At 68.3% G+C, this 24972-nt stretch carries 23 protein-coding genes; 15 read left to right on the forward strand and 8 right to left on the reverse strand.

Annotated elements, in window-relative coordinates:
• Window positions 1-24: 24 nt before the first annotated feature.
• Entirely contained in the window at window positions 25-849 is an 825-nt protein-coding gene (tsf, locus tag GONAM_RS11000; protein ID WP_006866842.1) for a translation elongation factor Ts, read from the forward strand.
• On the opposite strand, the gene GONAM_RS11005 is transcribed toward tsf, so the two are convergent.
• Both GONAM_RS11005 and GONAM_RS11010 read right to left on the reverse strand, forming a co-directional pair.
• Entirely contained in the window at window positions 821-2548 is a 1728-nt protein-coding gene (locus tag GONAM_RS11005; protein ID WP_006866843.1) for an MFS transporter, read from the reverse strand. The genes tsf and GONAM_RS11005 overlap by 29 nt on opposite strands.
• Window positions 2545-3966, reverse strand: a complete 1422-nt coding sequence (locus GONAM_RS11010; RefSeq protein ID WP_006866844.1) for a condensation domain-containing protein — start codon at window positions 3964-3966, stop codon at window positions 2545-2547. The genes GONAM_RS11005 and GONAM_RS11010 overlap by 4 nt, the downstream gene beginning before the upstream one ends.
• A 284-nt stretch (window positions 3967-4250) precedes the next feature.
• On the opposite strand from GONAM_RS11010, the gene GONAM_RS11015 reads away from it, so the two are divergent.
• The 5 genes from GONAM_RS11015 (at window position 4251) to GONAM_RS11035 (ending at window position 8336) form a co-directional block, all read left to right on the forward strand.
• The gene (locus tag GONAM_RS11015) at window positions 4251-5276 is read left to right on the forward strand and encodes an alpha/beta hydrolase (protein ID WP_006866845.1); all 1026 of its coding nucleotides are present in this window, start codon (window positions 4251-4253) and stop codon (window positions 5274-5276) included.
• Window positions 5273-6043 (forward strand): glycosyltransferase family protein, encoded by a 771-nt coding sequence (locus GONAM_RS11020; RefSeq protein ID WP_006866846.1) that lies wholly within the window; start codon window positions 5273-5275, stop codon window positions 6041-6043. The genes GONAM_RS11015 and GONAM_RS11020 overlap by 4 nt, the downstream gene beginning before the upstream one ends.
• A gap of 33 nt (window positions 6044-6076) precedes the next feature.
• Window positions 6077-6832: a UMP kinase gene (gene pyrH / locus GONAM_RS11025; RefSeq protein ID WP_006866847.1), complete on the forward strand. Its 756-nt coding sequence runs from the start codon at window positions 6077-6079 to the stop codon at window positions 6830-6832.
• 83 nt (window positions 6833-6915) lie between these two features.
• A complete protein-coding gene (gene frr / locus GONAM_RS11030; protein WP_006866848.1) occupies window positions 6916-7473 on the forward strand; it encodes a ribosome recycling factor in 558 nt (185 codons plus the stop codon).
• Window positions 7470-8336, forward strand: a complete 867-nt coding sequence (locus tag GONAM_RS11035; protein WP_006866849.1) for a phosphatidate cytidylyltransferase — start codon at window positions 7470-7472, stop codon at window positions 8334-8336. Before frr ends, GONAM_RS11035 begins: the two co-directional genes overlap by 4 nt.
• An 11-nt stretch (window positions 8337-8347) precedes the next feature.
• Here GONAM_RS11035 and GONAM_RS11040 read toward each other — a convergent pair whose 3' ends face one another.
• Window positions 8348-8782, reverse strand: a complete 435-nt coding sequence (locus GONAM_RS11040) for a LapA family protein (protein ID WP_006866850.1) — start codon at window positions 8780-8782, stop codon at window positions 8348-8350.
• A gap of 30 nt (window positions 8783-8812) precedes the next feature.
• Between GONAM_RS11040 and rlmN the strand changes: the two genes are divergently transcribed.
• Window positions 8813-9919 (forward strand): dual-specificity RNA methyltransferase RlmN, encoded by a 1107-nt coding sequence (gene rlmN / locus GONAM_RS11045; protein WP_006866851.1) that lies wholly within the window; start codon window positions 8813-8815, stop codon window positions 9917-9919.
• An 81-nt stretch (window positions 9920-10000) separates the two neighbouring features.
• Here rlmN and GONAM_RS11050 read toward each other — a convergent pair whose 3' ends face one another.
• Window positions 10001-10282 (reverse strand): DUF2631 domain-containing protein, encoded by a 282-nt coding sequence (locus GONAM_RS11050; RefSeq protein ID WP_005199001.1) that lies wholly within the window; start codon window positions 10280-10282, stop codon window positions 10001-10003.
• A gap of 114 nt (window positions 10283-10396) precedes the next feature.
• Here GONAM_RS11050 and puuE point away from each other — a divergent pair, with 114 nt between their 5' ends.
• From puuE to GONAM_RS11080, 6 genes are all read left to right on the forward strand, one after another.
• Entirely contained in the window at window positions 10397-11383 is a 987-nt protein-coding gene (gene puuE, locus GONAM_RS11055; protein WP_006866852.1) for an allantoinase PuuE, read from the forward strand.
• A 12-nt stretch (window positions 11384-11395) separates the two neighbouring features.
• Complete coding sequence (gene dxr, locus GONAM_RS11060) at window positions 11396-12568, forward strand: 1-deoxy-D-xylulose-5-phosphate reductoisomerase (RefSeq protein ID WP_006866853.1); 1173 nt, start codon at window positions 11396-11398, stop codon at window positions 12566-12568.
• A 34-nt stretch (window positions 12569-12602) separates the two neighbouring features.
• Window positions 12603-13829, forward strand: coding sequence for a M50 family metallopeptidase (locus GONAM_RS11065; protein WP_006866854.1), 1227 nt, complete (start codon window positions 12603-12605; stop codon window positions 13827-13829).
• A gap of 66 nt (window positions 13830-13895) precedes the next feature.
• A complete protein-coding gene (gene ispG, locus GONAM_RS11070; RefSeq protein ID WP_006866855.1) occupies window positions 13896-15083 on the forward strand; it encodes a flavodoxin-dependent (E)-4-hydroxy-3-methylbut-2-enyl-diphosphate synthase in 1188 nt (395 codons plus the stop codon).
• Window positions 15084-15146: 63 nt separating this feature from the next.
• Window positions 15147-15983, forward strand: a complete 837-nt coding sequence (locus GONAM_RS11075; RefSeq protein ID WP_040536136.1) for a GNAT family N-acetyltransferase — start codon at window positions 15147-15149, stop codon at window positions 15981-15983.
• 82 nt (window positions 15984-16065) lie between these two features.
• Window positions 16066-17898 (forward strand): penicillin-binding transpeptidase domain-containing protein, encoded by a 1833-nt coding sequence (locus GONAM_RS11080; protein ID WP_040536084.1) that lies wholly within the window; start codon window positions 16066-16068, stop codon window positions 17896-17898.
• A 36-nt stretch (window positions 17899-17934) separates the two neighbouring features.
• On the opposite strand, the gene GONAM_RS11085 is transcribed toward GONAM_RS11080, so the two are convergent.
• The 3 genes from GONAM_RS11085 to GONAM_RS11095 are packed head-to-tail and all read right to left on the reverse strand — an operon-like array spanning window position 17935 to window position 20842.
• Window positions 17935-18732 (reverse strand): heme ABC transporter ATP-binding protein, encoded by a 798-nt coding sequence (locus GONAM_RS11085; RefSeq protein WP_006866858.1) that lies wholly within the window; start codon window positions 18730-18732, stop codon window positions 17935-17937.
• Window positions 18729-19838 carry a FecCD family ABC transporter permease gene (locus GONAM_RS11090; RefSeq protein ID WP_006866859.1) on the reverse strand — a complete coding sequence of 370 codons (1110 nt, stop codon included), beginning with the start codon at window positions 19836-19838 and terminating at the stop codon, window positions 18729-18731. Before GONAM_RS11090 ends, GONAM_RS11085 begins: the two co-directional genes overlap by 4 nt.
• Entirely contained in the window at window positions 19835-20842 is a 1008-nt protein-coding gene (locus GONAM_RS11095; RefSeq protein WP_040536138.1) for a heme/hemin ABC transporter substrate-binding protein, read from the reverse strand. Before GONAM_RS11095 ends, GONAM_RS11090 begins: the two co-directional genes overlap by 4 nt.
• Window positions 20843-20985: 143 nt before the next feature.
• Between GONAM_RS11095 and map the strand changes: the two genes are divergently transcribed.
• Window positions 20986-21849, forward strand: coding sequence for a type I methionyl aminopeptidase (gene map / locus GONAM_RS11100; RefSeq protein ID WP_006866861.1), 864 nt, complete (start codon window positions 20986-20988; stop codon window positions 21847-21849).
• Window positions 21850-21875: 26 nt separating this feature from the next.
• Here map and GONAM_RS11105 read toward each other — a convergent pair whose 3' ends face one another.
• Window positions 21876-24041 carry a protein kinase domain-containing protein gene (locus tag GONAM_RS11105; RefSeq protein WP_006866862.1) on the reverse strand — a complete coding sequence of 722 codons (2166 nt, stop codon included), beginning with the start codon at window positions 24039-24041 and terminating at the stop codon, window positions 21876-21878.
• Between the two features lie 144 nt (window positions 24042-24185).
• On the opposite strand from GONAM_RS11105, the gene GONAM_RS11110 reads away from it, so the two are divergent.
• Window positions 24186-24972 (forward strand): cobyric acid synthase (locus GONAM_RS11110; protein ID WP_085949554.1); only part of this gene is annotated, 787 nt, incomplete at its 3' end.

Consider the following 24972-nt stretch of genomic DNA (forward strand, 5'->3'; position numbering starts at 1 on the left):
TCTTTCGAAGGAGGCTCGCCAACGATGGCGAACTACACCGCAGCCGATGTGAAGCGACTTCGCGAACTCACCGGTTCTGGAATGCTGGACTGCAAGAACGCGCTGGCCAACAACGACGGTGATTTCGACAAGGCCGTCGAGGAGCTGCGCATCAAGGGCGCCAAGGACGTGGGCAAGCGCGCTGAGCGCTCCACCGCCGAGGGCCTGGTCGCCGCCAAGGGCGGCGCCCTGATCGAGATCAACTCCGAGACCGACTTCGTCGCCAAGAACGACGAGTTCCAGAAGCTCGCCGATGACATCGTCACCGCGGCCGCCGAGGCCAAGACCAACGATGTCGAGGAGCTGAAGAAGGCTGCTCTCGGCAGCGGCACGGTCGATGAGGCCATCGCCGCGCTCTCGGCCAAGATCGGCGAGAAGCTCGAGCTCCGTCGCGTCGTCTTCTACGACGGCCCGGTCGCCGTGTACCTGCACAAGCGTGCTTCGGACCTCCCGCCCGCCGTCGGCGTGCTGGTGTCCTACACCGGTGAGGGCGAGGGTGCCGAGGAGGCTGCTCGCGGCGCCGCCATGCAGGTCGCAGCTCTCAAGGCCAAGTACGCCACTCGCGAAGAGGTCCCCGCGGACGTCGTCGAGAACGAGCGTCGTATCGCCGAGCAGACCGCCAAGGAGGAGGGCAAGCCGGAGCAGGCTCTGCCCAAGATCGTGGAGGGTCGCGTCAACGGCTTCTACAAGGACGTCGTGCTGCTCGACCAGCCGTCGGTCCAGGATTCGAAGAAGACCGTCAAGGCTCTGCTCGACGAGGCCGGTGTGACCGTCAAGGGCTTCACCCGCTTCGAGGTCGGACAGGCCTGATCGCTTCCGGGGTCTCCCCGGATGACGACTCGACCGCCCCGTCTCCCATCGTGGAGGCGGGGCGGTTGTCGTTGCGCCGCAACACGAAAGTGATGCCGCCGATGCCGATGGCGAGTGCGGCGAGCACCCACAGCGTCGTGCGGAACGCACCCAGGAAGGTGCGGGCGGTGACGGACCGCACCGCCTCCTGCGTGTAGGGCTGCGCCTCGGCGGCGATCGCCGCGACCGCGCTGTTCGTCGGGGTGCCGGTGCACCCGGGGGCCGGTCGTTCCGGATGCGCTGAGGTGAGCTGTTGCGACGCGCACCAGGCGAACCGGTCGGCGACGGCCGGCCGGAACATCGGGTCCACCGGCGAATCCTCCAGTGCGACGGTCAGTTCGGCCCGCACCGCGGGCACGCTGGTGCCGGTCTGTCCGGCCACCTGACCGAAGAAGAACATGGTCACCAGCGCCAGGCCGATCGACGCCCCGATCTGCTGCACGGTGGGGATCGTGCCGCTGGCCGACCCGACCGTCTGCGGCGAGGTGTCGGAGAGGATGACCGCCTGCAGGGGCGCGACGAACAATCCGGTACCCACCCCGCCGAGGACAAGGGGAACCAGGATCGCGCTCACCGGAAGGATTTCCGACGCCGGGTCGAGCGTCAGTGCGATCCACGCGAACGCCACCCCGACGGTGACCACACCGCCGAGCAGAACCCGGGGCGACCCGATGCGGGCGACCGCCCACGGTGACGCGACCGACCCCACGGCTGCACCGCCGGCGAACGGCAACGCGAGGAGCCCGGTGTCCAGTGCCGAGTACCCGAGACCGAATTGCGCCGAGATCGACACGGTGAAGAAGAATCCCGCGAACACGCTGAAGAACAACAGCGACATGGCGAGTCCGGCCGCGAACCGGCGCGACGAGAAGAGCGTCATGCGCAGCAGCGGCGTCCCGCCCTGCGCGGCAAGGCGTTTCTGGTGCCAGACGAAGACGACCGACAGGATGCCGGCGGCACCGAGCATGATCCACAGCGGTGCCGGCCACTGCTGTTCCCGGCCCACCGCCACCGGGTACAGCAGCAGGAACAGTGCGGAGGCCGAGAGCACCATGCCGACGATGTCCGGACGGTCCGGATCAGGATCGAGCGCGGCCGGGAGTCGACGCCACGCCAGTACGCACGCGAGCACGCCGAGCGGGAGATTGACGAAGAAGATGGTGCGCCAACCCCATCCGGCGATGTCGGCGTGCACCAGCAACCCGCCGACGACGGGACCGAGGATCGCGGCCAGTCCCGCCACCGCGCCGTAGATGCCGAAGACCAGCCCGTGGCGCTCCCTGGTGAACAGGGCGGCGATGAGGGCCAGCGTCTGGGCCGACATCAAGGCGGCGCTGACACCCTGTGCACCCCGGAAGACGATGAGCATCACCGGATCCGTTGCGAGACCGCACAACATCGAGGTGACGGTGAACGCGACCATCGCGATCACGAACAGACGGCGACGCCCGTACCGGCCGCCGAGGGTGGCCGCGGTGAGCAGGGTGCACGCGAACGACAACGTGTACACCGTCAGCACCAGAAGCTGCTGTGAGCTCGATGCCCCGAGGTCGACGGTGAGATCAGGCAACGCGATGTTGACGATGGTCGTGTCCAGCATCTGCATGAACACGCCCAGCAGGCATCCGGCGAGGGCCAGCCACGCCGGGCCCGCCGTCACGATGTGAGTGCGGGCAACGACGGTTGGTAGTCACCCTGGTCGGCCACCGCGCTGATGACGTCGACGAAGCGTTCGACGTAGCGCTGCACCGATTCCCGTGCGATGTCGGTGTTCGGGTAGAGGAATGTGATCGAGGTGGTCGTGGGGAAGCGGTTCACCCACATGTAGACCTCCTCGCTGCTCCCGCGGTTCCCGAAGAGGCAACCGTTCCCGGCCTCGAAGATCTCCACGCCCGGCAACTTGCGCACGTCGACGTAGGAGACCATCGGTACCGACCAGCCCGGTTTGACGTCGAGGCCGTCCTCGGGTTCGGCGAGCTGCAGTACCCGGTGGAACGAGATGTCGGTCAGTTCTTTTCCGGCGGCGTAACTCCGCGCGGCCTGCGGTGCGAGGCTGCGGAACGACGTCGTGTCATCGACCGTCAGCGGAACCGGGATGAGACTGGTGAACCAGCCCACCGAGTTCATCTCCTCGGCACCGGACCGGGTACTCTTCGGCGTCATGCCGAAATAGTCGCTCTTGCCACTGAATTCGGCGTAGACCAGCGCGGCGACGGCCATGATCCCGGCGATCACGTTGGAACCCAGGTCGCGACAGACGTCCTCGAAGCGTTGGGCGGCGGCCTCGTCGAACACTGTCGCGTTCATGAGCGCGCTCCGCGTGTACCCCTCGGTGTCGGTGCCGAGGGGGAGCGGGAAACTCGGCAGCCGGCCCTCGTTGGCCCGGACCAGGTCGATCCACCGTTCGACGTGGGGGGAGTGCCGGGTGAGCTGCCGCGAGATGGCGCGTTCCCGGGCGCAGTAGTCGATATAGCTTCCGACGGGAGGCAATTCGGCGCCGGCGTCGAATGCGGCGTTCATGTAGAGCGTCATCAGCTCCAGGCAGGTGGACGCCTGCGAGATGCCGTCGGTGTTGAGGTGGTCGACGGCCGCGTAGATCGTGAAACCGCCCTCCCATTCGATCGCACCGAAGGTGAAGCAGTCCCAGTTGAACGGACCCGACGTCTCTTCCTGTACGAGCGTGCAAAGCCGCTCGGCGTCGAGGTCTCCGTGATCGACCGGCACCATCTCGATGTCTTCGGTCGGCACGAGGTGGCGAAGCACCGAACCGTCGTCCTCCATGGAGAACCACGAACGGAAGCTGTCGTGGCGCCGGACGAACTGATTGACCGCCGTGGTCATCGCATCGACGTCCAGCGGGGCGTTGACATCGAACGCCATGAGGCACAACCGGGCGAACCGGAAACCGGCAGATTCGTTGCGCCACGCAACCTTCAGGTATTCCTCCTGCTGGTGCGAGGCGGGGACGGGGTGGACGGGCGCCAGGCCCGCCGTGGTGACCGAGGCGAGTGAGGCCACCCAACTCGTCAGGTGACCGGGGCGCGGATCCCACTCCTCGATCAGTCCGAACTTAATCATGGTGTGACCACCTCTTTGCTGAAGGGGATTTACTTGCGGGCGATGCAATTTGATTACGAGTGTTGTCATTCGGCTGACTGACAAGTTTCGACGATCGCAGGGACGGTACCCGAGATTCGGTTCACCAGAACAGTTTTCCGGCGAAAGTGTCTGATTTGTGTGAAAAAGTCTGAATTCCTGGACATTTGACCGCATTGGACACCGCTCGATTTGTCCGGCAGACTGCCTCCGCATCGATGTGATGTGGCTCGCATCGGCGGTCGTGCTGCAGGAAAGCGGAGTGGATGAACGAACAGGATGTCGCCGGGGTGAACGGTCGCCGTGTCATCGGAGCGGTGGGCCTCATCGCGCTGTCGGTGCTGGCGATGGTGATCGGGTTGCCGGGTTCTGCTGCGGCGGAACCGAATCCGGCGTCGATCGTCGCCGAACGCGTGCAGCGTGCGGGCGAGATCGACCTGACTGTCCGGTCGAGTGCCATGCGCAAGACGATGACCGTGAAAGTGCTTCCCGCAAAAGGGGATCGGCCCGCTCCCACGCTGTACCTGCTCAACGGCGCCGCCGGCGGTGACGGCGGTAGCAGTTGGTTCGACCGCACCGACATCCGCACGTACTTCGCCGATCAGCACGTCAACGTGGTCGTCCCCATGGGTGGCGCCGCGAGTTACTTCACCGATTGGCAGCGTCCGGATCCGGTGCTCGGGGTGCAAAAATGGGCCACGTTCCTCACCGAGGAACTCCCCGACGTGATCGACCGTCGTCTCGACGCCAACGGCCGTAATGCGGTCGCCGGGATCTCGATGGCCGGTACGTCGGTGTTCCAGCTCTCGCTGCACGCGCCCGAGCTGTACGAGGCGCTCGGTTCCTTCAGCGGATGTGCGCAGACGAGTGACCCGCTGGGTCAGGCCGTGGTGCGCATGGTCGTCGAGGGGCGCGGCCACGGCAACACCCTCAACATGTGGGGGCCGCCGACGAGTCCGGCCTGGCGCGCCAACGATCCCTTCGTCCACGCGGAGTCGTTCCGTGGGAAGTCGATCTATGTGTCCAACGGTTCCGGTGCGCCGGGGCGCTACGACACGATCGACGGGCCGGGCATCGACGGCAACGGTTCCAAACTCTTCGACCAGCTCGCCGTGGGCGCGGTGATCGAGACCGCGACGGCCGAGTGCACCCGTAATCTGCAGCGCCGGATGCGCGAGGTCGGGGTGCCGGCGACCTTTCACCTGTACGAGGGCGGCACCCACTCGTGGCCGTACTGGCAGGACGAACTGCACCGCGCCTGGCCCCAGTTCCGCGCGGCGCTGGCCGGGTGACCCCCGGCGAACTCGTCGGGTGCAAGGACGGCCGCACCGTCTCCGTGGTGGTCCCGGCGTTCGTCGGGGAGATGCCCGCGGCCGCCGTCATCGACTCGGTCGCCCCGCTCGTCGGGACGCTCGTCGACGAGATCGTCGTCGCCGATTCGGGTCCGCGGGAGGATCGGGGAGGCGTGCTGCGGCGGGCGCTCGCGACCACCACCGGCGATCTGGTCGTTTTCCTTGACGGTGATGTCGTGGACCCCGATCCGGCCGACGTCTCGCGACTACTCGGTCCGCTCCTGACGTCCCCGGGCGTGCAACTTGTCAAGGGGTACCACCGGGTCCCGGCCGGCGGCAGTCGGCTCACCGAGTTGCTGGTGCGGCCCCTCATCGCGTCGCTGTGTCCCGAACTCGCGGCGATCATCGCTCCGATCGGCGGTGACCTCGCCGGAACCCGGGACCTGCTGAGGTCGATCCCGTTCGCACCAGGCCACGGCGTCGACATCGGCATCCTGCTCGACACGGTCGCGGAGCACGGGATCGATGCTGTCGGGCAGGCCGACCTGGGGGTCCGGGAACTGCGGAGTCGACCGCTCGTCGAACTCGGTCCGGAGGCGCGCCAGATCGTCGTCACCCTGCTCGAACGTCTCGGAATCGAGGACTCGCAGGCTCCGCTGACCCAGTTTCTGCCCGAAGACGACGGCTACCGGTGTGTGCAGACGTTTCCGGTGCCGGCCCGGTCCGAGGAGTACGCGTGTCGCGAGTCGCATTCGGCGAGGACGTAACATAGTTCACCGAACCGACGAGTGAGGAAGCGAATGAGCGAAGCGCCCGATCCCACCCCATCCGATCTCAAGAAAGCCGAGCGTGCCGGATTCAAACGAGTCCTGTTGAAGCTGGGTGGTGAGATGTTCGGCGGGGGAGAGGTCGGTCTGGACCCGGACGTCGTGGCGACCGTGGCCGATCAGATCGCCGACGTCGTCAACTCCGGTGTGCAGGTGGCCGTCGTCATCGGCGGAGGCAACTTCTTCCGCGGCGCCGAACTACAGCAGCGCGGCCTCGACCGCAGTCGCTCGGACTACATGGGCATGCTCGGTACCGTGATGAATTGCCTTGCGCTGCAGGACTTCCTGGAGAAGCGCGGCATCAGCACCCGCGTGCAGACCGCCATCACCATGGGCCAGGTCGCCGAGCCGTATCTGCCGCTGCGCGCCCAGCGCCACCTCGAGAAGGGGCGTGTGGTCATCTTCGGCGCCGGCATGGGCATGCCGTACTTCTCCACCGACACCACCGCCGCCCAGCGCGCGCTGGAGATCAAGGCCGAGGTCGTCCTCATGGCCAAGGCCGTGGACGGTGTCTACGACGCCGATCCGCGCACCGATCCGGACGCCAAGCTGTTCACCGAGATCACCCACCGCGAGGTCCTCGACAAGGAACTCAAGGTCGCCGACGCGACCGCCTTCAGCCTGTGTATGGACAACAAGATGCCGATCTTGGTGTTCAATCTGCTCCAACAAGGCAATATCGCCAGAGCGGTGGCCGGCGACCGGATCGGCACGCTGGTAAGCACCTAGCAGCCCCAGCGAACCGCACGAGAGCACGGCCCCGCACGAGAACAAGGCCTGCCCAGGCCCTACCGAACGGAACAAGGACGAAGATGATCGACGACGCGTTGCTCGACGCCGAGGAGAAGATGGAGAAGGCGGTCAACGTCGCCAAGGAGGACATGGGCTCCATCCGCACCGGACGTGCGAACCCGGCCATGTTCAACAAGATCAACATCGAGTACTACGGTGCGATGACCCCGGTGACGCAGGTCGCGTCGATCAACACGCCCGAGCCGCGCCTGGTCGTCATCAAGCCGTACGAGGCGTCGTCGCTCCGTGACATCGAGACCGCGATCCGCAACTCCGATCTCGGCGTGAACCCGACGAACGACGGCACGATCATCCGCATCGCCATCCCGCAGCTCACCGAGGAGCGTCGTCGCGAGCTGGTGAAGCAGGCCAAGGGCAAGGGTGAGGACGCGAAGGTCGCCATCCGCAACGTTCGCCGTAAGGCAGCCGACGAGCTCAAGCGCATCCAGAAGGACGGCGAGGCGGGCGAGGACGAGGTCACCCGGGCCGAGAAGGAACTCGACAAGACCACGGCCACCTATGTGCATCAGGTCGACGAACTGGTGAAGCACAAAGAAGACGAATTGCTCGAGGTGTGAGCGAGAAGGCATCCGACCCCGAGAACAAGACCGGCCCGGAGAAGAAGTCGCGGGCAGGTCGTGACCTCCCGGCCGCCATCGCGGTCGGAGGCACGCTCGGCGTCAGCATCATCCTGATCCTGCTGTTCGCGCCGATGCTCTGGTACGTCCTCGTCGCCGTCGCCTTCGCGATCGCGACCTGGGAGGTGACCAAGCGGCTGCAGACCGCGGGCCACAACGTCGCGTTCTGGCCGCTGCTCATCGGCGGTCAGGCCATCATCTGGGTCAGCTGGCCGTACGGGCCCACCGGCGTGCTGGTCGCGTTCGTCGCGACCGTCCTGGTGTCGATGGTGTGGAAGCTGCTCGCCCAGGGCATCTCCAACGCGCCGGAGAACTATCTCAAGGACCTTGCCCTCACGGTGTTCGTGCTGGCCTGGCTGCCGTTGCTGGCCTCCTTCGGTGTCCACCTGGTCACCCAGGAGGACGGCGCGGCCCGCGTCGCGACCCTGATGGTGGTCGTGGTCTGTTCCGATGTCGGCGGATACGCCGCCGGGGTGCTCTTCGGTAAGCATCCGATGGCGCCGGCGATCAGCCCCAAGAAGTCGTGGGAAGGCCTCGTCGGCTCGCTGCTCGTCGGCACGATCGGCGCGGTCTGCTGCATCACGTTCCTGATCGGCAGCCACTGGTGGATCGGTCTGATCCTCGGGCCGGTGCTGGTGGTGTGCGCGACGCTCGGCGACCTGGTGGAGTCGCAGGTCAAGCGCGATCTCGGCATCAAGGACATGGGCACACTGCTGCCGGGCCACGGCGGCATCATGGATCGCCTCGACAGCCTCCTGCCCTCGGCGTTCGTGGTGTGGGCGGTGCTGACGGCTCTCCTGTAGGAGAGACCGGCCTACCCGGCGGCCTTCTTCAGGGCCCGACGTAGCTGCAACATGCGCAGCCCGCCGATGAGGGCGACGATCAGCGCGCCCGCGATCGCGGCGATCAGCAGGCTGACCCCGAGCGGGAGGTTGACCTCCCAGAAGATCAGCTCGATCCGCTGACTCTCCAGGTTCTGCACGATGAACACCAGCAGCAGGACCAGGATGACGGCGCCGATGACGACGCCGAACCAGGTCGCGCGTGTGCGGGTGTGTTCGACGTCGGCGACGGTCTGGCGCAGACGGTCACGCTCGGCCAGCACGGCGTCGTGATCATCGCCGGCGGGTACCGGGGTCACGGGTGCGGGCTCGGGGACGGGCGCGGTGTCGTGAGCAGGGTGGGGCTCGCCTTGCGAACCCCACTGGGGGACCGGATTCCCGGTTCGTCGGCGATCGGGTGTGGTCATGGGTTCATCATGACATGCGACAATGGCCCAATGACCTCATTACCGCTGGTGTTCGACGCGCCCAAACGCGGGCTGCCGCCGACACACTTCGCCGACCTCGACGCCGCCGGTCGCGTCGCGGCGCTGGCCGAGTTGGGTCTCCCGAAGTTCCGGGCCGATCAGCTGGCCCGTCAGTACTACGCGCGCCTCAACGGCGACGTCGAGGAGATGACCGATCTGCCCGCGGCCTCCCGCGACGCCGTGCGCGAGAAGCTGTTCCCGCGGCTCCTCACCCCGGTGCGGCACATCTCGTGCGACGACGACTCGACGCGAAAGACCCTCTGGCGCCTGCACGACGGCACCCTCCTCGAGAGCGTGCTCATGCGATACACCGAACGCAACACTCTGTGTATCTCCAGTCAGGCCGGCTGCGGCATGGCCTGCCCGTTCTGCGCGACGGGACAGGGCGGCCTCGATCGCAACCTGTCGACCGCCGAGATCGTCGATCAGGTGCGCGCCGCCGCGCGCGCTCTGCGCGACGGTGAACTCGGCGAGCCGGGACGCCTCTCGAACGTCGTGTTCATGGGCATGGGAGAACCGCTCGCCAACTACAAGCGCGTCGTCAGCGCAGTCCGTCAGATCACCTCGCCGGCCCCCGACGGTCTCGGGATCTCGGCGCGATCGGTGACCGTCTCGACCGTCGGTCTCGCCCCGTCGATCCGGCGCCTCGCCGACGAGGGCCTCGCGGTCACGCTCGCGGTGTCCCTGCACACCCCCGACGACGAACTGCGCGACACCCTCGTGCCCGTCAACAACCGCTGGTCGGTGGCCGAGGTCCTCGAGGCGGCCCGCTACTACGCCGATACCACCGGACGTCGCGTCTCCATCGAGTACGCCCTGATCCGCGACGTCAACGATCAGCCCTGGCGGGCCGACATGCTGGGGCAGAAGCTGCACAAGGCGCTCGGCTCGCTCGTGCACGTGAACCTCATCCCGCTCAACCCGACCCCCGGCTCGGAGTGGGATGCCAGTCCCAAACCGGTGGAACGGGAATTCGTGCGCCGCGTCCGCGAGCAGGGCGTGTCCTGCACCGTGCGCGACACCCGCGGGCAGGAGATCGCCGCGGCCTGCGGCCAGCTCGCCGCCGAAGAGCGCTGAGCCGGGAGACGAAACCGGAGATACGAAAAACGCTGAGCGGCGGTGCCGCTCAGCGTTTTTCGGTGTCTGGTCAGTGGAGGATCAGGACCACTTGCCGCGGTTCATCCACCAGCCGCGGACCGCGAAGTACAGGACGCCGACCGCGAAGGCGATGAGCCAGAGATCCTCGACGTGACCGGTGTGGTTACCGATCATCATGAGCAGCAGGAAGGCCGCGAAGAAGATGGCGGCACCGTAGAAGGTCTTCGTCGCCGATCCGAACCAGCCAAAACGAGCCGACGGCGCATCGGCGGGCTCACGACGCCAGCCGGTGTCGATGACGTCGGCGTGTCCGCCAGTGTGCTCCACATCGGTGCTTGCCACAGCCACTCCTCACAGCGCGGGTCGTCAGAAGTCTGACGAACGGTAGTAGTTCTCGAACAGCATAGCGGCACAGTGATCTCGACGACCCAGCCCGGTGGGTGATTCGGTGACAGAATGCGGCACATGTCTCCGTCCGAGTTCCGCGCCGGCCCCGGTGCCGGTCGTTCCCTGGCCGACTACCGTGCCGAGGCCTATCCCCGCGACATGATCGGATACGGTGCCACGCCGCCGAATCCGCAGTGGCCCGGGGACGCCAAGATCGCCGTTCAGTTCGTCCTCAACTACGAGGAGGGCGGCGAGAACAACGTGCTCGAGAACGACCGCGGCAGTGAGACCTTCCTGTCGGAGATGGTCGGCGCACAGCCGTTCCCGAACCGGCACATGAGCATGGAGAGCATCTACGAGTACGGCTCGCGGGCCGGGGTGTGGCGGGTTCTGCGGGCCTTCGACCGCCGTGGACTGCCGTTGACGATCTTCGCGGTCTCCCAGGCGATGGCCCGTAACCCCGAGGTGGCGGCGGCCTTCGTCGAACGCGGTCACGAGATCGCCTGCCACGGCTACCGGTGGCTCAACTATCAGCTGATCGACCCCGAGGTCGAACGCGATCACATGCGCGCCGGGATCGAACTGCTCACCGAGATCACCGGGGAGAGGCCGCGCGGCTGGTACACCGGCCGGGACTCACCCAACACGCGCCGCCTCGTCGTCGAACAGGGCGGGTTCACCTACGACTCCGACAGTTACGCCGACGACCTGCCGTACTGGGTGAAGGTCCCGCGCGGCGACGAACTCGTCGACCACCTCGTGGTGCCCTACACGCTCGACACCAATGACATGAAGTTCTCGTCTCCCGGCGGCTTCCCGTCGGGGGAGCAGTTCTTCGCGCACCTGCGCGACGCCTTCGACGTCCTCTACCGCGAGGGCGACGAGGGGGCGCCGAAGATGCTGTCCGTCGGACTGCACTGCCGGCTCGTCGGACGGCCGGCCCGGCTGGCGGCCCTCGAGCGGTTCCTCGACCACATCCAGTCCCACGACGGTGTGTGGATCACCCGCCGTATCGAGATCGCCGAGCACTGGCGGAAGGTGCATCCGGCCGGCTGACACAATGGATCCGTGCCCACACGTGTGTTGATCCTCGGTTCGACCGGCTCCATCGGCGTTCAGGCGCTCGAGGTGATCGCCGAACATCCCGACCGCTTCGAGGTCGCCGGTCTCGGCGCGGGCGGCGGGAACCTCGACCGGCTGGCCGAACAGGCCGCGGCCTTCGGTGTCCCCGCGTCCCGGCTGGCCGTCGCCGACGAGGCGCGTGCCGCCGAGCTCGCCGAACGACTCGCGGCGCCGGTCCTCGGTGGCGCCGACGCCATGTGCGACCTGATCGACGCGGTCGCCGCCGACGGCGGCGTCGACGTGATCCTCAACGCGGTCGTCGGATCGATCGGGCTGGCCCCGAGCCTCGCGGCGCTGCGTGTCGGGGCGCGGCTGGCACTGGCGAACAAGGAGTCCCTCGTCGCCGGCGGGGCACTCGTCCTCGACGCAGCGGCTCCCGGTCAGATCGTCCCGGTGGACTCCGAGCACTCGGCCATCGCCCAGTGCCTGCGCGCGGGTACCGCCGCCGAGGTGGACCGGCTGGTGCTCACCGCGTCGGGCGGGCCGTTCCGCGGTTGGTCGGCCGAACAGCTCCGGGACGTCACCCCCGAGCAGGCCGGGAAGCACCCCACCTGGTCGATGGGCCCCATGATCACCCTCAACTCGGCAACCCTGGTCAACAAGGCCCTCGAGGTCATCGAGGCGCATCTGCTCTTCGACGTCGACTACGACCACATCGATGTCACGGTGCATCCGCAGTCGATCGTGCACTCGATGGTGACCTTCGTCGACGGCGCGACCGTCGCCAAGGCGTCGCCGCCGTCGATGAAACTCCCCATCGCCCTGGCGCTGGGCTGGCCCGATCGCGTCCCCGGATCGTCCACCGCATGCGACTTCTCCACCGCCTCGGCGTGGACGTTCGAGCCCGTCGACGACGAGGTCTTCCCGGCGATCGAGCTCGCCCGGGCGGCGGGACGGGGTGGCGGGAGTCTCACCGCCGTGTACAACGCCGCCAACGAGGCGGCCGCCGACGGCTTCTTCGCAGGTGCGATCCGTTTTCCGCGGATCGTCGAGATCATCGGTGAGGTGCTCGGCGAGGCGGATCAGTGGCGTGTCGCGCCAGGTACTGTGGAGGAGGTCTTCGCCGCCGATCGGTGGGCCCGGGAGCGCGCCGCGCAGCTGGTCGTCGCCTCGTCGTGATCGGTGCGCATCTTGATCTGGATGGAGTGAGTACGTGAGTTTCGCGATCGGTGTCACGCTTTTCGCGGTGGCACTGTTGCTGTCGGTCGCCTGGCACGAGTGCGGTCACATGTGGGCCGCCCAGGCAACCGGCATGAAGGTGCGTCGCTACTTCGTCGGCTTCGGGCCGACGATCTGGTCGACGCGCCGCGGCGAGACCGAGTACGGGCTCAAGGCGATCCCGCTCGGCGGCTTCTGCGACATCGCGGGCATGACCCCGCACGAGGAGCTCACCGCCGACGAGCAGGACCGGGCGATGTACAAGCAGAAGGCCTGGAAGCGCCTCGTCGTGCTGTTCGCCGGTCCCGCGCAGAACTTCATCCTCGGCTTCGTGCTGATCATCATCGTCGGCCTCACCTTCGGGCTGCCCGACCTCAGCCCGCCGCCGACCCCGGCGAAGGTGGCCGAGACCCAGTGCGTGTCGTCGACGATCACCATCGCCGACGGTGAACAGACCAACTCGCCCTGCACCGGCGGCGGACCGGCGGCGGCCGCGGGCCTGCGCCCGGGCGACGAGATCGTGGCCATCAACGGGACCCCGGTCGGCAAGGCCGCAGACCTGACCCCGGTGATCCGCGAGTCCACGGGCCCGGTCGTCCTCACCGTCGACCGCGCCGGTGAGCGCCTCGACCTGACGATGACCCCCGAGCCGGTCACCGTCACCGCCAAGCGCTCCGACGGCACCACCGAGAGCGTGTCGTACAACATGGTCGGCATCGCCTACGACGCCCCGCCGGCGATCAAGGACTTCAGCGGCTTCGATGTGATCCCAGGCGCTTTCGTCTTCACCGGTGACCTGATCAAGGAGACCTGGAACGCGCTGCTGTCGCTGCCCACCAAGATCGGTGCACTGTGGACCGCGGTGACCGGTGGCGAGCGCGCGCTCGACACCCCGGTCAGCGTGTACGGCGCCTCCGTGCTCGGTGGCCAGGCGGTCGAACGCGGTCTATGGGACATGTTCTGGATGCTGTTGATCAGCATCAACTTCTTCCTCGGCCTGTTCAATCTGGTCCCGCTGCTGCCGCTCGACGGCGGCCACATGGCGATCGTCGGCTACGAGAAGGGCCGCGACACCGTCCGCCGCTGGTTCGGCCGGGCCCCCGGCGCCGCCGTCGACTACTACAAACTGCTCCCGATCACCTACGCCGCGGTGGTGGTGATGGCCGGCTTCATGGTGCTCACCCTCACCGCCGACATCATCAACCCGATCAATCCGTGGTGACCTCCCACAACGAATCACCCCAAGACGCCCGAGAAGACCCACACCCGAATCACAGAGGTGAATGAGATGAACGCCCCGACTCCTGCCAACGCCGTGCCGATCGGACTCGGCATGCCGGCCGGACCCCCGCCGGTGCTGGCCCCGCGCCGCAAGACCCGGCAGCTGTTCGTCGGCTCGGTCGGCGTCGGCAGCGACCACCCCATCTCGGTGCAGTCGATGACGACCACCAAGACCCACGACATCAACGCGACGCTGCAGCAGATCGCGGAGCTCACCGCGTCCGGCTGCGACATCGTGCGCGTCGCATGCCCGCGTCCCGAGGACGCCGAGGCACTGCCGATCATCGCCAAGAAGTCCAAGATCCCGGTCATCGCCGACATCCACTTCCAGCCGAAGTACATCTTCGCCGCGATCGACGCCGGCTGCGCCGCGGTGCGAGTGAACCCGGGCAACATCAAGGAGTTCGACGGCCGAGTGAAAGAGGTCGCGAAGGCCGCCGGTGATGCGGGCATCCCGATCCGCATCGGCGTGAACGCGGGCTCGCTCGACAAGCGCATCCTGCAGAAGTACGGCAAGGCGACGCCCGAGGCGCTCGTCGAATCGGCGCTCTGGGAGGCGGGCCTCTTCGAGGAGCACGGCTTCGGCGACATCAAGATCTCGGTCAAGCACAACGACCCGGTGATCATGGTCGAGGCCTACCGTCAGCTCGCCGCCCAGTGCGACTACCCGCTGCACCTCGGCGTCACCGAGGCCGGTCCGGCGTTCCAGGGCACGATCAAGTCGGCCGTGGCCTTCGGCGCACTGCTGAGCGAGGGCATCGGCGACACCATCCGTGTATCGCTGTCGGCGCCGCCGGCCGAGGAGATCAAGGTCGGCGACCAGATCCTGCAGTCGCTCAACCTGCGTCCCCGCAAGCTCGAGATCGTGTCCTGCCCGTCGTGTGGTCGCGCCCAGGTCGACGTCTACAAGCTGGCCGACGAGGTGACCGCGGGCCTCGAGGGCATGGAGGTCCCGCTGCGCGTCGCCGTCATGGGCTGCGTGGTCAACGGGCCGGGCGAGGCCCGCGAGGCCGACCTCGGTGTCGCCTCCGGAAACGGCAAGGGGCAGATCTTCGTCAAGGGTGAGGTCATCAAGACCGTGCCGGAAGCGCAGATCGTGGAGACATTGATCGAAGAAGCGCTGCGGATTGCCGAGGAATCAGGGGAAACTGGAGACGGCACGCACGTCGGCTCGCCCGTGGTCACCGTCTCCTAGGCGCCATCGGCTCGAACCGAACGGGCGCTGTCGCGAGTCCCCGTGGGGAAGTGAGGAGCGGTGGTGCTGAAGCTACTGGGCGACAAACCGCTCGGCGCGCGTGATGCGGCTGCCGTCGAACGCGTGCTCATGTCCGACCCGGTGGCGATGTGCATGGTCGCCGCGAGGTTCGAGACCCACGGCATCAACCCGCGTCTGCTCGGCGGCGAGCTCTGGACCGCACACGACCCCTCGACGTCGCTGTGTTTCTCCGGTGCCAACCTGATCCCGCTCATCGGGTCCGCCGACGACCTCGACTACTTCTCCGATCGTGCGGTCGCCGCACCCCGCGCGTGCTCGTCGATCGTCGGCCGGGCCGACCTGGTGTTGCCGATGTGGCAGCAGATCGAACCCGTATGGGGTCCCGCGCGGGAGGTGCGTCCGGTCCAGCCATTGCTCGTCCTGTCCGGCAGCCCGGCGGTCCCGTCGGATCCGGCCGTCCGGCTGGTCACCCTCGACGACCTCGACGCCTACATGCCGGCCGCGATCGACATGTTCATCGGCGAGGTCGGCGTCGATCCGACCGCAGGCGACGGCGGACGTTCCTACCGCAGACGTCTGGCGTCGCTGATCTCCGCCCAACGGGTCTTCGCCCGCTTCGACGGTCCCGATGTCGTGTTCAAGGCGGAGATCGGGTCGCTGTCGCGGCGGGTCGGTCAGATCCAGGGCGTGTGGGTGTCGCCGGACCGACGCGGCGAGGGTCTGGGCCTGGGAGGCACCGCGGCGGTCGCCGAGGCGGTCGCGGCCCACGGACGACTCCCGAGCCTGTACGTCAACAGCTTCAACGAGACCGCCCGTGCTGTCTACGACCGCATCGGGTTCACCGAGGTCGGCACCTTCGCGACCGTCCTCGTCGACTGATCGACTCCCGGTCTCAGGTCACACCGCGACCTCCCGCGTGCCTACCGGGTATCGATGCCCCGCAGCCATAGACTCGACCGCGATGTGGCGCATGCGAACTCGATGGACCCCGGCGGTGATGGTCGCGGTCTGTGCTGTCGTGATCAGCGCGACCGCCGCCTGCTCGTCCTCGGAGGACGATGGCCCGCGCCGCGCCGCGGAACGATTCCTCGAGGCGTACTCGCAACAGGAACTCGACGCCGCGGCCGCCCTCACCGATGTGCCACAGACGTCCCGCTCGGCGATGGAGTCGGCGTGGTCGGGTCTCGCCGCGGAGGAACTCGAGGCCAAGGCCGGTCGGGTTCGCGTCACCGGGGACACCGCCGAGGTGGAGGTCGACTACACCTGGGCGCTCCCGCGCGGCCGTGACTGGTCGTACGACGCCACCCTGCACCTGGGTCGGTCCGACGCCGGTTGGGGGGTGCGCTGGGCATCGACCGCGGTCCATCCGAAACTCGGCGCGGACCAACGACTCTCGCTGCAGATCATCGAGGCGCCCCGGGCGACGGTGAACGAGGCCGACGGTTCGGAGGTCATGGTCAACGGCACCGTCGTCGGCGTGAACTTCGACCCGGAGAAGGCCACCGAGCAGGGGGCCTCGATCGCGACCTCGGTCACGAGTGCGGTCGCCGTGCTGCGTCCCTTCAACCGCGACCTCGACGAGCAACTGATCACCGAACAGGTCACCTCGAACGGTCAGCAGTATCCGCTGGCCCGACTCACCCATGCCCAGTTCGACCGGTTGCGAGACCAGCTCGCGATCCCCGGCGTCGTCACCAACGAACAGGCCGAACTGGTCCCCAAGGACCCGAAGTTCGCGCCGGCGCTGCTGACCGAGGTCAAGAAGGTCGTCGACGGCGAGGTCGCCGGACGGGCCGGGTGGCGGGTGGTCTCGGTGAACCCCAACGGACTCGACGCCGACGTGCTCGCCGACCACGACGCCGACCCGTCACCCGCCGTATCGCTCAGCCTGTCGCGCACCGTGCAGAACGCCGCTCAGCGAGCGGTCAACGCCGCCAACAGGTTCCAGGTCGCGATGGTCGTCGTGCAGCCGTCCACCGGCCGAATCCTCGCCGTCGCGCAGAACCCCAATGCCGACCGGCAAGGCCCGATCGCGACGACCGGCCTGTACCCGCCCGGCTCGACGTTCAAGATGGTCACCGCGGCGGCTGCCATCAACCGCAAGATGGCCGGGCCCGACACCACCGTCGGCTGCCCGGGAGAGATCCAGATCGGTCCGCGACTGATCCCGAACTACAACGGCTTCTCGCTCGGCACGGTGTCGATGCTGCAGGCGTTCGCCGCGTCCTGTAACACCACGTTCGCCAAGCTCGCCAGCCAGATGGGGCCCTCGGACCTCGCCCACACGGCCGCGGCCATGGGTATCGGTCAGCGGTACTCGATCGCCGGCCTCGACGCGGTCTCCGGGTCGGTGCCCATCGAGAACGAATTGGTCGCACGCAGCGAGGACGGCTTCGGACAGGGCAAGGTGCTCGTCTCGCCCCTCGGCCTTGCGCTGGTCGCCGCGACCGTCGCCAACGGTTCCAAAGCCCCCGTGCCGCAACTGATCCTGGACAAGCCGACCGAGATCGAGGGGCCGACCCCGACGATGCCGCCGGAGGTCTACCAGCAGCTGCGGCCGATGATGCGCGCGGTGATCACCAGTGGTACCGCGTCGGTCATCGACGGCCGCGGAGCGGTGTTCGGCAAGACCGGTGAGGCCGAGTTCGCAGGCGGATCGCACGCCTGGTTCGCCGGCTACCGCGGCGACATCGCCTTCGCCACGCTCGTCGTCCGCGGTGGCGACTCGAACAACGCGGTCGCCGTCACCCGCGACTTCTTCGACGGGCTGGGCCCGGGATACGCGGTCCGCTGACATCGGCGGAGCTCGATCACGGGAAACGGGGCTCGATCAACGGGAGGAGCGTTCGGGCAGGATCACCCGGCGCCCGCCGTGCTCGATGACCTCGACGGGATGGTCGTAGGTGCGGCTGAGCAGTTCGGCCGTCATCACCTCGTCGGTCGAACCGATGGCAAGCAGCTCACCGTGCTTCATCACCGCGATGCGGTCGGCGTAGGCGGCCGCGAGCGTCAGGTCGTGCACGACGAGCAGCACGGCGTTCCCGGCGTCGCGGTGAATGCGCAGGATCTCGAGGACCTGCTCCTGGTGGTGGATGTCGAGGGCGGCGGTCGGCTCGTCGAGCATCATCACCGGGGTGTCCTGGGCCAGCGCCCGCGCCAGTGACACCCGGGCCTGCTGACCGCCGGACAACTGGGCGAAGGGGCGGTCGATGATGTCGGCGAGTTCGCACAGCTCGACGGCGTCGGCGATGACCGCGGGGGAGTCGGCTGCCCTGGGGGTACGCAACCAGGGGTAGCGGCCCATGGCGACGACCTCGGCGACGGTGAACGGGGTGTCCACGCGGTTCTGCTGGGTGACCACGCTGCGGTGACGTGCGAGCTCGCGCAGCGGGGTGGTCGCGACGTCCCGTCCGTCGATGGTCACGCGGCCGCTCTTCGGGCCACGCGTGCCCGAGAGCACCGACAGCAGCGTCGATTTGCCGCATCCGTTCGGGCCGACCAGCGCCACGAGTTCGCCGGGATGGACCTCGAGGGAGACGCCGCGGACGACCTCACGGCCGCCGAGTTCGACCCGGACGTCCTCGGCGGCGATGCCCGGCGTGCCCGCGGGCTGCACGGCGGCGGTCACCAGCCGGCCCCCGCGCGACGGCTGCGGCGCAGCAGGATGAAGAAGACCGGCCCGCCGATCAGTGCGGTGAACATGCCGAGCGGGAGGTCGGCGTCGCCGACCATCGTGCGGGCCGCGAGGTCGGCGCCGGTGATGACGAGCGCACCGCCGATCACGCTGGTGGGCAGCAGGATCGAGTGCTTGGGGCCGACGATGAGCCGCATCACGTGCGGGACCACAAGGCCGACGAAGGCGATGATCCCGGCGAAGGCGACGGCTGCGGCGGTGAGGATCGCGGTCAGCACGATCGCCTGGCGTCGAACGGATTCCACGTTGACGCCGAGCGACGCCGCCTGGATCTCACCGAGGGCGAGCAGGTCCAGTTTGTGGACCAGGAGCACGCAGGCCGCGACGCCCACGACCACGAGCGGTGCCACCACCCAGATCTCGCTCCAGGTGCGGCCGGCCAGCGAACCGAGCTGCCAGAAGACTATCTGCTCGCGGGCAGCGGTAGAGGCGACGAAGGTCAGGAAGGCGATGACGCCCGCGGCGAAGGCGTTCACCGCGATGCCGGTCAGCACCAGCATGATCGCCGACGACGACCCGTCGCGCAGGGAGAGCAGGTAGACCGCCGCGGCGGTGACGAGTCCGAAGAGGAAGGCCGCCCCGGCCAGCGCCCAGTTCCCGGCGGCCCCACCGGCTCCCGCCGAACCACCCGCGAGGACGATCACCAGGCAGGCACCGATGGCCGACCCCGAGGACACCCCGATGATGCTCGGCTCGGCGAGCGGATTGGCGAGGACGCCCTGTAGCAGGCACCCCGCGGCACCGAGTGCGGCGCCGACGAACAGTCCTAACACGATGCGCGGAAACCGGACGTTCCACAGGGCCCCTTCGCCGTTGGGATGCGAGGGCAGCGGTCCGATCTCGAGGTGGAAGTGGTGCGCGATGCTGCCGAGCACCTCGAGCGGCGGGATCTCCACCTGGCCGATCCCGGCGGACACGATCGCGAACGTCGCGGTCGCGAGAAGCATCACGGCGACGACGACGGTGTTGCGCATCCGGTGCGAGCGGGCGGTCACGGGTGCCGCGGTCCCGGTATCGGTTTCGGCGGTCGGGATGCTCACGTGTAGATCGCCTTCGCCAGCGCCGAGAGGACGAGTCCGACGTCGGGACCGAAGGCCAGGATCTTGCTCTCGTCCATCTGCACGACGCGGCGGTTGCGGCCCGCCTCGGTGTCGGCGATCCCCGGGAGCGTCAGCACTCCGGCGGGTCCGCCGACCGTGTCGGCGCCCTGGGTCATGACGATGAGGACGTCGGGGTCGGCCGTGATCATCGCCTCGGCGGTGATGGCGGTGAACGCACCGGTGAGCTGTGCCGCCTCACCGGCGTCCCGGCCGCCGAGTTCGGCGATCAGGTCGTCGGCGCCCGAACCGGGGCCAGCGAGGAGCAGGAGGTTGCGGCCGCGGATGTAGAGGAAGGCCATCGTCGGGTCGCCGGAGGGATGGGGGACGAGATCGCGGGCGGCCTCGATCTGTGTATCGGTGCGTTCGACGAGCTTTTCACCCGCCTCGGGGACCCCGAGGGTCTTGGCGACCGACCGCATCAAAGTGTTGTTGGACGCGAGGTCGCGGGTGGCGGGGAACACCACCACGGTGACGCCGGAGTCGCGGATCTGGTCGACCGCGGTCACCGGTACCGTCGACTCGCTGACCAGCAGAACCGTCGGAGCAAGGGCCAGAACGGATTCGGCGTTGAGACTGTGCCCGCGGTTCGTCACCACCGGGAGTCCGACCGCCGACGGAAAAGCCGTCGAGGTGTCGCGGCCGACGGCCCGCGAGCCCATGCCGAGTGCGAAGACGATGCTGCCGAGGGTGCCGCTGACGTCGACGGCGATGATCCGGCTGGTGTCGGTGACGGTCACGGGTCCGTAGCGGACGGAGTCGACGGTGACCGGCAGCGCCGATCCCGGGTCGTCCGCGACGGGTGTCACATCGTTCCCGTCGAGGGTGGCCGTCTGCGGCCCATTGCGCAGATGGGCGCCGGGGGAGTGCCGGTCCTGTTCGATCGGGGTGACGAAGCACGCCGAGACGGTCACGACGGTCAGGACCACCACCAGCAAGGCCCGCACCGATCTGATCGACGCGCCCACCGTCACCACCTTCGAATCCGGTCCCGACGCCCAGCGGCGTGGAAGTCTTAGGGCGAGCTTAGTTGTCGCGCCGATGCCGTCCGCGCACCGGTCCACCCCGGGTGGACGGATAAAGTGGTCGCATGCCAGTTCGCAGTGCCCTGACCCCCGGTACCCCGACGCCGATCCGAACCGTCCCCGACTCCATCGAGCGGCCGGAGTACGCGTGGAAACCCACCGTGAACGAGGGTCACGAACCCTGGGTGCAGACGCCGGAGACCATCGAGAAGATGCGCCTCGCAGGCAAGATCGCCGCGAACGCGCTCGCCGAGGCCGGCAAGGCCGTCGCACCCGGCGTGACGACCGATGAGCTCGACCGGATCGCCCACGAGTACATGGTCGACCACGGCGCCTATCCGTCGACGCTGGGCTACAAGGACTTCCCGAAGTCCTGCTGCACCTCGCTCAACGAGGTGATCTGCCACGGCATCCCGGACTCGACCGTCATCGCCGACGGCGACATCGTCAACATCGACGTCACCGCCTACATCGACGGCGTCCACGGCGACACCAACGCGACCTTCCTCGCCGGGGACGTCGAGCAGGAGGTCGTCGACCTCGTCGAGCGCACCCGTACCGCCACCGAGCGGGCGATCAAGGCGGTCAAGCCGGGACGCGAACTCAACGTCGTCGGCCGCGTCATCGAGTCGTACGCGAATCGCTTCGGTTACAGCGTCGTCCGCGACTTCACCGGGCACGGCATCGGCGAGACCTTCCACAACGGGCTCGTCGTGCTGCACTACGACGAGCCCAACGTCGACACCGTCCTCGAACCCGGGATGGTGTTCACCATCGAGCCGATGATCAATCTCGGTGGCCTCGCCTGGGAGATGTGGGACGACGGCTGGACCGTCGTGACCGCCGACCGGAAGTGGACCGCGCAGTTCGAACACACCCTCGTGGTCACCGAGGACGGCGCGGAGATCCTGACCCTTCCGGACGCCTGACCGCGGTTCCCGCCCGGCTGGGCGGGCTAGGCGGGGAAGCGCACGGGCTGCGGCTCGTTGCTCGTCGTCGTGGTGCCGTTGCCGAGCTGCCCCTTGGAGTTGAGTCCCCAGCAGTACATCTTCGCGCCGGCGACCGCGCACACGTTGGCCGAGCCGGTGGTCACCTCGGTGACGCCCGACAGCCCGTTGATCCGGTCCGGGGCGTGGTCGGGGAGCGCACTCCGTGAACCCCAGCAGTAGGCGGAACCGCCCGCCGCGGCACAAGCGGCGTAACCCGTGGTGGAGACCTGTGTCGCGCCCCGGACGTCGATCGGCGTCGGTCGTTGCCGGCTGACCTCGGTGCCGTCGCCGAGCTGACCGGAACCATTCTCGCCCCAGCAGAACACGGTCCCCGAGGCGCCGCCGGAACCGTCGGCCACCGCGCACGTCGAGTAGAGGCTCGTGGAGATCGAGGTGGGGGAGTCCAGGTCGAGCCTGGTCGGGGTGGGCCGGTTGGTGGTGGTGCCGTCGCCGACCTGCCCGTCGGCGTTGTTGCCCCAGCAGTAGGCGGAGCCCGTGGCGATGGCACAGGTCGTCGTGTGGGAGGTCGAGACCGCCGTGACGTTCGACAGACCGGAGACCCGCGTCGGTGTGGGGATCGTGGGGTCGGCGCCCGCACCGGTCTGTCCGTGGAGGTTGTTGCCCCAGCAGTAGAGGTCGCCGGAGCTGACGGCGCAGGTGGTGAGGCCGACTGCCACCGAGCTCACGTCGGTCAGGCCGGACACCTTGGTCGGCAACGTGACGTTCTGGCCGGTCTGTCCGGCGCCCTGGCCCCAGCAGTAGAGGTCGCCCGAGGCGATCGCGCAGGTTCTACCGAGGCCGCCCATGCTGACGGCAGACACATCGTCGAGGCCGGACACCTTCTCCGGGCGCGGCCGGTCCGTCGTCGAACCGTCGCCGAGGGTGCCGTACTGGTTGCCGCCCCAGCAGAACAGCTCGCCGCCACGCACTGCGCAGGTGCTGTCGCCGCTCGAGGCGATGGACGCGAAGTCACCGCCCGAACCCGGTGTGGCACTGGTCGATCCGGCCGACGAGCTCGTCGACGTCGAGGCGCCTGAAGCCGTGGTCGCCGGGGCGTCGTCGGAGCCCACCAGGGCGATCGCGGTGATCACGAGAGCCAGGACGAGGACGAAAACACCGGCGCCGACACCCACGAAGAGCCCGGTCCGATTCTTCTTGGGAGGTGGCGGGGGGAAGCCGCCGGCGAAGACCGCGGCCGGGGTGTGCGGCTGGTGCGCGGTGGGCGGGGTGTGCACCTGGAACGGGGGCTGGTGCGGGATTCGTGGCGGGAACGCCGGGGCCGGGGTGGTGGGGGCCGCGCGACGCGGGCCCGCGGCCGCCGCCTGCTCGAGTGCCCGCGCGAACTCCGTGCACGATGCGAACCGGTCGCCGGGCTGCTTGGCCAGCGCCCGGGCGAAGACCGGATCGAGATGCGCCAGAGCCGGATCGTGGTCCGACGGCCGCGGCACGGGCGAGTTCACGTGTCCCGAGATGAGCGCCACCGGGGTGTTGCCCGGGAACGGCCGACGACCGGTGAGCAGCTGGAAGACGGTGCAGCCCAGGGCGTACTGGTCCGAGGCGGGTATCGCGGCCTCGCCGGTGAGGAGTTCGGGAGCGGCGTAGGCCAGCGTGCCGACGAACAGGTTGGTCGCGGTCATCTTGTTGCCGTCGACCAGCCTGGCGATACCGAAGTCGAGAACGGTCACGCGCGTGATGCGGCCGTCCGGCCCGCGGGCGACGACGATGTTCGCCGGCTTGACATCGCGGTGGATGACCCGCTGACCGTGCGCGTAGTCGAGCGCGTCGGCGACGCGAGCGGTGATGGTGACGACCTCGTCGACAGGCATCGGGCCGGCGCCGGTGAGGTCCTCGCCGTCGAGGTAGGTCATCGAGAACCACGGGCTGCCGTTCTCGACGCCGTGGGTGAAGACGGTGACGATGCCCGGGTGATCGAGGGCTGCCGCGGTCCGGGCCTCGTTGCGGAACCGCTCGTGGAAGCTCGGATCGGCCGGGTTCGGCGAGATGATCTTCAGGGCCTCACGACGGCCCAGCGTCGGATGTTCGACGAGCCAGACCTGGCCCATCCCGCCGCGCCCCAACAGGGAGATCACGCGATACCCGGCGAACGTCGATCCGGGTTCCACTGTCTCCACGCCCGACGACCCCCTTGTCCCGACCCGCTCGCACAGGTCTTTCCGACCACGCCCTTGCAGGCGATGTCGTCACTGTAACCAGCCGGAGCGATTCGCGAGGCAAGTGGTGCGTCGTGTGAACGACCCCACCACTACGCTGTCGTGGTGGCCGATCTCGGTGGTGCGTTGCTCGTGGGCGGGACCAGTAGCGACGCCGGCAAGAGCCTCGTCGTCGCAGGTCTGTGCCGTGCTCTTGCGCGCGACGGCGTGCGCGTCGCGCCGTTCAAGGCGCAGAACATGTCGAACAACTCGGTGGTCACCCTCGACGGCGGGGAGATCGGCCGCGCCCAGGCCCTGCAGGCCTTCGCCTGCGGACTGGAACCCTCGACGCGGTTCAACCCCGTCCTGCTGAAACCCGGCAGCGACCGCCGCTCCCACGTCGTGCTGCGCGGCCGCCCGGCCGGTGACGTCGGCGCCCGGGACTACCTGGCCTGGCGGTCTCGGCTGAGGGAAGTCGTCGTCGAGGAGCTCGCCGCACTCCGCCGCGACTTCGACGTCGTGCTCTGTGAGGGGGCGGGATCGGTCGCCGAGATCAACCTCCGCCGCAGCGACATAGCCAACATGGGGCTCGCGCAGGCGGCGCGACTACCGGTGCTGCTGGTCACCGACATCGACCGCGGTGGATCACTGGCCTCGCTGTTCGGCACCACCGCGATCCTCGATCCCACTGATCAGGCGCTGATAGCGGGGTACGTCGTCAACAAGTTCCGGGGCGACCCGACGATCCTCGAACCCGGGCTGCAGCAGGTCGAGGCGATCACCGGTCGCCGGAGCCTCGGCGTACTGCCGTTCGCCGACGATCTGTGGCTCGACGCCGAGGACTCGCTGGCCGCCCCCGTCGGTCGGCGGGTCGGGCCGCCGCTGGGCCCGGCCGGCTCGGGCGCCCGACTCC

The sequence above is a fragment of the Gordonia namibiensis NBRC 108229 genome (assembly GCF_000298235.1).
Taxonomy (GTDB): domain Bacteria; phylum Actinomycetota; class Actinomycetes; order Mycobacteriales; family Mycobacteriaceae; genus Gordonia; species Gordonia namibiensis.